The sequence below is a fragment of the Inquilinus limosus MP06 genome (assembly GCF_000767795.1).
Classification (GTDB): Bacteria; Pseudomonadota; Alphaproteobacteria; order DSM-16000; family Inquilinaceae; genus Inquilinus; species Inquilinus limosus_E.
This window is the reverse complement of sequence record NZ_JANX01000389.1, coordinates 1-6104: the sequence shown is the minus strand read 5'-3', so window position 1 is coordinate 6104 and position 6104 is coordinate 1. Positions and strand designations below refer to the sequence as shown.

7 protein-coding genes are annotated in these 6104 nt (G+C 70.0%); 5 read left to right on the top strand and 2 right to left on the bottom strand.

Going from position 1 to position 6104, the window contains the following annotated elements; translation table 11 throughout:
• The 5 genes from P409_RS23815 to P409_RS23795 form a co-directional block, all read left to right on the top strand.
• Nucleotides 1-630, top strand: a 630-nt coding sequence (locus P409_RS23815; RefSeq protein WP_034844531.1) for a type III PLP-dependent enzyme domain-containing protein, incomplete at its 5' end; no start/stop codon positions are given.
• On the top strand, nt 630-1580 hold the full coding sequence (locus P409_RS23810; protein ID WP_052121296.1) for a MurR/RpiR family transcriptional regulator: 951 nt from the start codon (nt 630-632) through the stop codon (nt 1578-1580). The genes P409_RS23815 and P409_RS23810, both read left to right, overlap by 1 nt.
• Nucleotides 1573-3027 carry an N-acyl-D-amino-acid deacylase family protein gene (locus P409_RS23805; RefSeq protein WP_034844529.1) on the top strand — a complete coding sequence of 485 codons (1455 nt, stop codon included), beginning with the start codon at nt 1573-1575 and terminating at the stop codon, nt 3025-3027. Before P409_RS23810 ends, P409_RS23805 begins: the two co-directional genes overlap by 8 nt.
• Before the next feature lie 147 nt (nt 3028-3174).
• A complete protein-coding gene (locus P409_RS23800) occupies nt 3175-3627 on the top strand; it encodes a membrane protein (protein WP_034844525.1) in 453 nt (150 codons plus the stop codon).
• A 12-nt stretch (nt 3628-3639) separates the two neighbouring features.
• Entirely contained in the window at nt 3640-4791 is a 1152-nt protein-coding gene (locus P409_RS23795) for a hypothetical protein (RefSeq protein WP_152613512.1), read from the top strand.
• A gap of 24 nt (nt 4792-4815) precedes the next feature.
• Here the strand turns inward: P409_RS23795 and P409_RS23790 are convergent, their stop codons facing one another.
• Both P409_RS23790 and P409_RS23785 read right to left on the bottom strand, forming a co-directional pair.
• Nucleotides 4816-5250, bottom strand: coding sequence for an MAPEG family protein (locus tag P409_RS23790; RefSeq protein ID WP_034844520.1), 435 nt, complete (start codon nt 5248-5250; stop codon nt 4816-4818).
• Between the two features lie 28 nt (nt 5251-5278).
• Nucleotides 5279-5902 (bottom strand): YqaA family protein, encoded by a 624-nt coding sequence (locus P409_RS23785; RefSeq protein ID WP_202964779.1) that lies wholly within the window; start codon nt 5900-5902, stop codon nt 5279-5281.
• Nucleotides 5903-6104 lie beyond the last annotated feature (202 nt).

The following is a 6104-nucleotide window of genomic DNA, read 5'->3' as shown; positions in this document are numbered from 1 at the left end:
GACGAGATCGCCGTGACCGGCTTCCTCGACCGGCTGGCGGCGGTGGCGGCGGAGATCGACGGCGCCGGCCTGTTCACCGCCGAGCCGGTGCTGCTGAGCGCCGGCGGCTCGGCCTATTACGACATCGTCGCCCGCAAGCTGGCCGAGGTGCGGCTGTCGCGCCCGGTGCAGGTGGTGGTGCGCAGCGGCTGCTACCTGACCCATGATTCCGGCCAGTACACCCGGCTGTTCGAGCACATCGTCCGCCGCATCCCGGCCGATTGGCGCCGCCACGGCGACCTGGTGCCGGCGCTGGAGGTCTGGTCGATGGTGCAGTCGCGGCCGGAGCCCGGCCTGGCCCTGCTGACCATGGGCAAGCGCGACGTCTCCTACGACATCGAGCTGCCGATCCCGACCCTGTGGCGACCCGTCGGCGCCGCCGCCGCGCGGCCGGTGCCGGCCGGCGCGGTGCTGACCGCGATGAACGACCAGCACGCCTATCTGAAGCTGGCCGAGGGCTTCGACCCGCAGGTCGGCGACCTGGTCTGCTGCGGCATCTCCCACCCCTGCACCACCTTCGACAAATGGCAGGTGATGATGGTGGTGGAGGACGACTACCGCGTCTCGGGCGCCATCCGGACCTTCTTCTGATGGCCTATGTGGTCGACATCGTCTCGCGCCTGCGCCGCATGGAGGCCTCGCTGCGGCCGTCCGAGCAGCGCGTGGCCGAGGCGGTGCTGGCCGATCCCGGCTTCGCCACCCGCGCCAGCATCGCCGAGCTGGCGCGTCGCGCGCAGGTCAGCGAGCCCTCGGTCACCCGCTTCTGCCGGGCGCTGGGCTGCGACAGCGTGCGCGACTTCAAGGTGCGGCTGGCGCAGAACCTGGCCGTCGCCAGCCCCTATCTCGAGCGCCGCCCGCCATCTGACGCCACGGGGGCCGGCGCTCCGCCGGACGACGTCGCCCAGCTGGCCGACCGGGTGCTGGACAGCGTGATCGAGGCGGTGACGGCCGTGCGCAACCAGCTTGATCCGCAGCCGCTGCGCCAGGCGATCGAGGCGATCGCCAGGGCGCGCCGGCTCGACATCTACGGCGTCGGCGGCGGCTCGCACGCGGTCGGGTTCGACGCCTATCTGCGCTTCTTCCGCCTCGACCTTCCGACCGATTTCCACGCCGACGCCCAGCTGCAGCGCATGTCGGCCGCTACGCTCGGCCCCGGCGACTGCGTGCTGGCGATCTGCAACTCCGGCCGCTTCCGCGACCTGGTGGAGAGCGTCGAGATCGCCCGGCAATACGGCGCCACCACCGTGGCCCTGACCCGGGCGGACACGCCGCTGGCCCGCGCCGCCGACATCGTGCTGGCCGCCGCCCCGCCCGAGGACAGCGACATCTTCAAGCCGACCGCGTCGCGCCTGGCCCATATGGCGGTGATCGACGTGGTCGCGACCGGCGTCGCCATGCGCCGCGGCCCGAGCGCGCTGGAAAGCCTGCGCCGGGTCAAGCTCAGCCTGAGCCAGATCCCCACCATCGACGAGCCGGCGCCCCCTGCGCCGCCCCGCGACTCGTCGCCCCGCCCCGCCCGACGGAAGACCATCCATGCCTGACCGTGCCCCTTACGACCTGCTGCTCCGCAACGGCACCGTGATCGACGGCTCCGGCGCCCCCCGCCTCCGGGCCGATGTCGCCATCCTGGGCGACCGCATCGCCGCCGTCGCGCCGACCGGCGGCATCGCCCCGGCCCAGGCGCGCGAGAGCATCGACGTCGCCGGCCGGGTGGTGGCGCCGGGCTTTATCGATGTGCACACCCATGACGACCGGGCGGTGATCGACGGGCCGGACATGCTGCCGAAGATCAGCCAGGGCGTGACCACGGTGGTGGTCGGCAATTGCGGCATCAGCCTGTCGCCGCTGACGCTAAAGGGCGCCCCGCCGCCGCCGCTGAACCTGCTGGGCGACCAGTCGGCCTACGAGTTCCCGAGCTTCGCCGACTATCGCGGCCGGCTGGGTGAGGTGATGCCCGGCGTCAACGTGGCGGCGCTGATCGGCCATTCCTCGCTGCGCATCGGCACCATGGCGGATGTCGGCCGCAAGGCCAATGCCGGCGAGATCGACGCCATGCGCCGCCTCCTGGCCGACAGCCTGGACCAGGGCGCCATCGGCTTCTCCACCGGCCTCTACTACAAGCCGAACGCCGCGGCGGATGCCGACGAGGTGGTGGCGCTGGCGGAGCTGCTGGCCGACCGCGGCGGCGTCTATGCCACCCATATGCGCGACGAGCACGACAAGGTGCTCGACTCCCTGGAGGAGAGCTTCTCGACTGCCCGCCGCGCCAGGGTGCCGGTGGTGATCTCGCACCACAAATGCGCCGGGCCGCACAACTGGGGCCGCAGCCGCGAGACCCTGCCGGTGATCGAGGCGGCGAGCAAGAGCCAGCCGGTCGGGCTCGACGCCTATCCCTACACCGCCGGATCGACCGTGCTGGACCCGGACCATGTCACCGGCGACATCCGGATCATGGTCGCCTGGTCGAAGGCGCAGCCGGAGATGGCGGGCCGCGACCTGGCCGACATCGCCGCCGAATGGGGCTGCACCGAGAAGGAGGCCGCGGTGCGGCTGCACCCGGCCGGCGCCATCTATTTCCAGATGGACGAGGCCGATGTCCGCCGCATCCTGTCCTTCCCGCTGACCATGATCGGGTCGGACGGGCTGCCGCATGACAGCCACCCGCATCCGCGCCTGTGGGGCACCTTCCCGCGCGTGCTGGGCCATTACAGCCGCGACCTCGGCCTGTTCCCGCTGGAAACCGCGGTGCACAAGATGACCGGCCTGTCGGCGATGCGCTTCAACCTGCCGGACCGCGGCCTGGTGCGCGAGGGCCATGCCGCCGACCTGGTTGTGTTCGACCCGATCCAGATCGCCGACGCCGCCACCTTCGAGGCCCCGAAGACCCCGTCGCGGGGCTTGGACTTCGTGCTGGTCAACGGCCGGATGTCCTGGCGCGCGGGAGAGACCGAGGTGGACCGGGCGGGACGGCTGCTGGCGAGGGGGTAGCCGCCCGACGCCGGCCGTCTCTGCCCCGAGAGGGCGGCCCAGGCGAAGCGAAGCCGGACGGGATCGACAGAGCGGCCGCGATCGCGGATGCTGGCGGCCGATTTTCAGACCGGCCGCAGGCGCCGCGCATTTCCGGGGGAGATTTCGATGCTGGTCCTCGCTTTCCTGATCGGCTGCGTCGCCGGGCTGCGGACGATGACCGCGCCGGCGGCCGTCAGCTGGGCTGCCCATCTCGGCTGGCTGCTCGGCGGCACCGGGCTGGCGTTTCTCGGCGCCACGGTCACGCCCTGGCTGCTCACCCTCGCGGCCGTCGCCGAGCTGATCGCCGACCAGTTGCCGCGGACGCCGAGCCGGAAGGTGCCGGTGCAGTTCGGCGCCCGCATCGTCAGCGGCGCGCTGTGCGGCGCCGCCTTCGGCATCGCCGGCGGCTCGATAGGCGTCGGGCTGGTCGCAGGCATCTTCGGCGCCGTGGCCGGCACGCTGGCGGGAGCCGAGCTGCGATCCCGCCTGGCCCGCGCCTTCGGCCGCGACCTGCCGGCCGCCCTGCTGGAGGACGCCGTCGCCATCGGCGGCGCGCTCTGGATCGTCGCGTCGGCGTGAGGAAGGGACATCATGCACGGCTTCCGAGCGGTCCTTGTGTTGATGATGACGGCGCCGCTTTTGGTCCTGGCCGGATGCGGTAGCTCGACGGGATCGCCGACAAGTTCGTCCAGAGCGATGTCGCAACCCGGTGCTGGAGCGCCGCAGGTCACGACAGCACACGAGGATCGGAACTATCATCGAGGGTTGAGCCTGGACGGCCGGCTGTGGCTGCGCGGCGGAGACGGCAGCCTGGCGTCCCTGACGCTGCCCGACGGGGTGCGCACGACCCATTTCGCCGACGGCGTGATCGATCTCGCCGTGTCGCAGGGGAAGCCGTTGGCCTTGCGATCGCTCTCCCTTAACCCGTTCGACATGAAGGAGACCTTTCGGCCAGCCGGAGGCAAGTTCGTCCTGTCGTCCTGGATCGGGACCAACTTCAAGGATTCAGCGCCCTTCGAGCTACCGCAGATGCCTCGGGCGCTGATCGTCATCGATGGCAATCCAACGGTGCTGTCGCCGCATCGGATGGATGTCCTTGGCGTCGACGGACGCTGGAGGTCAAGGCCCCTGAAGGGCGAGATCCGGGACCATCCGGTGGCCGAGCCTCCCATCCTCCTGGCCGTCAATGGCCTGGTGTATATCGGTCACGATCTCGGCGAATGGGGCGGCGGCCTGCAGCGGCTGGATCCGACGACCGGCGTTGTCACCGACATCGAGCGACGGGACAGCAAAGAGCTGTGCTCCGGCCCCCTGAACAGCAGCTGCGATCCCGTCACCGGCCTGATCCAGGCCCCCGGCGTACCGGGCTGTATCCTGGCCTCCACCGGGCTGGGGCACATGACCTCGGAGCAAGGTGCCGTCGTCAAGCTGTGCGGAGATCGAGCCTCGGTGATCTGGGAAAAGGCACGTATGGAGCAGTTCCCCGGAGGGCTGGTCCGGCAAAGCGAGCCATTCTACGGGTTGACCGAGGGAGCCCCAGGCGAATTCTGGATCATTGGCTTCGATGTTCTGTACCGGTTCGACGGGACCCGCGCCATCACGGTCCCGCTCCCGAAGCCGGTGCAGTTGGGCGACGTCTGGATCCGACGCACCATCCCCGGCCATCTAATGGTCTATTATCACGATTCACGCGCGGGGTTTTGGCCGCCCGAGAAGTTGCCCTATCTCGTCACTCGGGAATGAGAGGCGCCTCGTAAGGCATCGAGCTCACACCGGCTCCACCCCTGCCATCAGGATGCGCAGGGCGAAGATCACCCACATTGCCAGCAGCAGCACGAAGCCGGCCGTGAAGGTGGCGAAGCGCGGGCCCATGCGGTTCGACCCGGTGTGTACCGCGATGTGCACGACGCGGGTGGCGACGAACAGCCAGGACATCAGCACGAACAGCAGATCCGCCTTCTTCGTCATCATCGCCAGGATCACCAGCACGAGGAACAGCAGCGGCAGCTGCAGCTGGTTGTGGAAGCTGTTCGAGACCTGGGTGGCCCGCGCCGGCCAGGCTGGCTGGCCCAGCGCGATGTCGCCGACGCGCACCTCGCCCCGCCGCAGCGCGCCGGCGCGCTCCCGCAGCATCCACACCGCCAGGATGAAGATCAGCGCCACCTGCGCGAAGACCGGGAGGAGGATGGCTTGCACAGTCATGGCCGACATCTCCGCGGTTGGGCGGCCCTCAGATCTGCGTCATCACCGCGAAGCCGAGGGCGACCAGCACGAGGAATCCCCAGAACGCCCAGTTCAGGTACTTCTCGAGATAGTAGCGCACCTGGTCGCCATAGATGCGCATCAGCACCGCGATCAGGAAGAAGCGCAGGCCGCGTGACGCCAGCGAGGACAGGATGAAGGGCACGATCGGGAACTGGGCCACGCCGCTGGTGATGGTCACGAGCTTGTAGGGGATCGGCGTCACCCCCTTGGCCAGGATAATCCAGCTGCCCCATTCGGCGTATTTCTGCTGGAACTCCTGGAACCCGGCCTGCAGCCCGTAGAGGTTGATCAGCCAGGAGCCGACCGTCTCGAACAGGAAATAGCCGATGGCGTAGCCGACCAGACCGCCCAGCACCGAGGCGATGGTGCACAGCCCCGCCAGCCACCAGGCCCGCTTCGGGTTGGCCAGCATCATCGGGATCAGGACGACGTCGGGCGGGATCGGGAAGAAGGAGCTCTCGGCGAAGGCGACGCCGGCCAGCGTCCACCGCGCCCGCGGCCCGTGCGCCGCCCGGATCAGCCGATCGTATTGCCGCCGGATGAAGCCCGGCCGCCCGGCCTCGCCCTGAACGCCCCCGTCCTGCACCACGCGCTGATCCTCTGCCCGGTCGCTCCTGCGATGGTCATAGACGGCGGGCGGTCCGGTGTCACGGACGGGAATGGAGAGGCCGGCTCTCCCCCTCACCCTCCCGCCGCCAACGCGGCGGGCCCCACCCTCTCCCCCAAGGAGAGGGGAACGAGGACTCGGCCCCCTTACCTCTCCCCGGGGAGAGGTCGAAATCGCGGCAAGC

Coding starts and splice junctions, on each gene's coding strand:
- P409_RS23810 (WP_052121296.1), top strand. CDS start 630: ATGGCCTATGTGGTCGACATCGTCTCGCGCCTGCGCCGCATGGAGGCC.
- P409_RS23805 (WP_034844529.1), top strand. CDS start 1,573: ATGCCTGACCGTGCCCCTTACGACCTGCTGCTCCGCAACGGCACCGTG.
- P409_RS23800 (WP_034844525.1), top strand. CDS start 3,175: ATGCTGGTCCTCGCTTTCCTGATCGGCTGCGTCGCCGGGCTGCGGACG.
- P409_RS23795 (WP_152613512.1), top strand. CDS start 3,640: ATGCACGGCTTCCGAGCGGTCCTTGTGTTGATGATGACGGCGCCGCTT.
- P409_RS23790 (WP_034844520.1), bottom strand. CDS start 5,250: ATGACTGTGCAAGCCATCCTCCTCCCGGTCTTCGCGCAGGTGGCGCTG.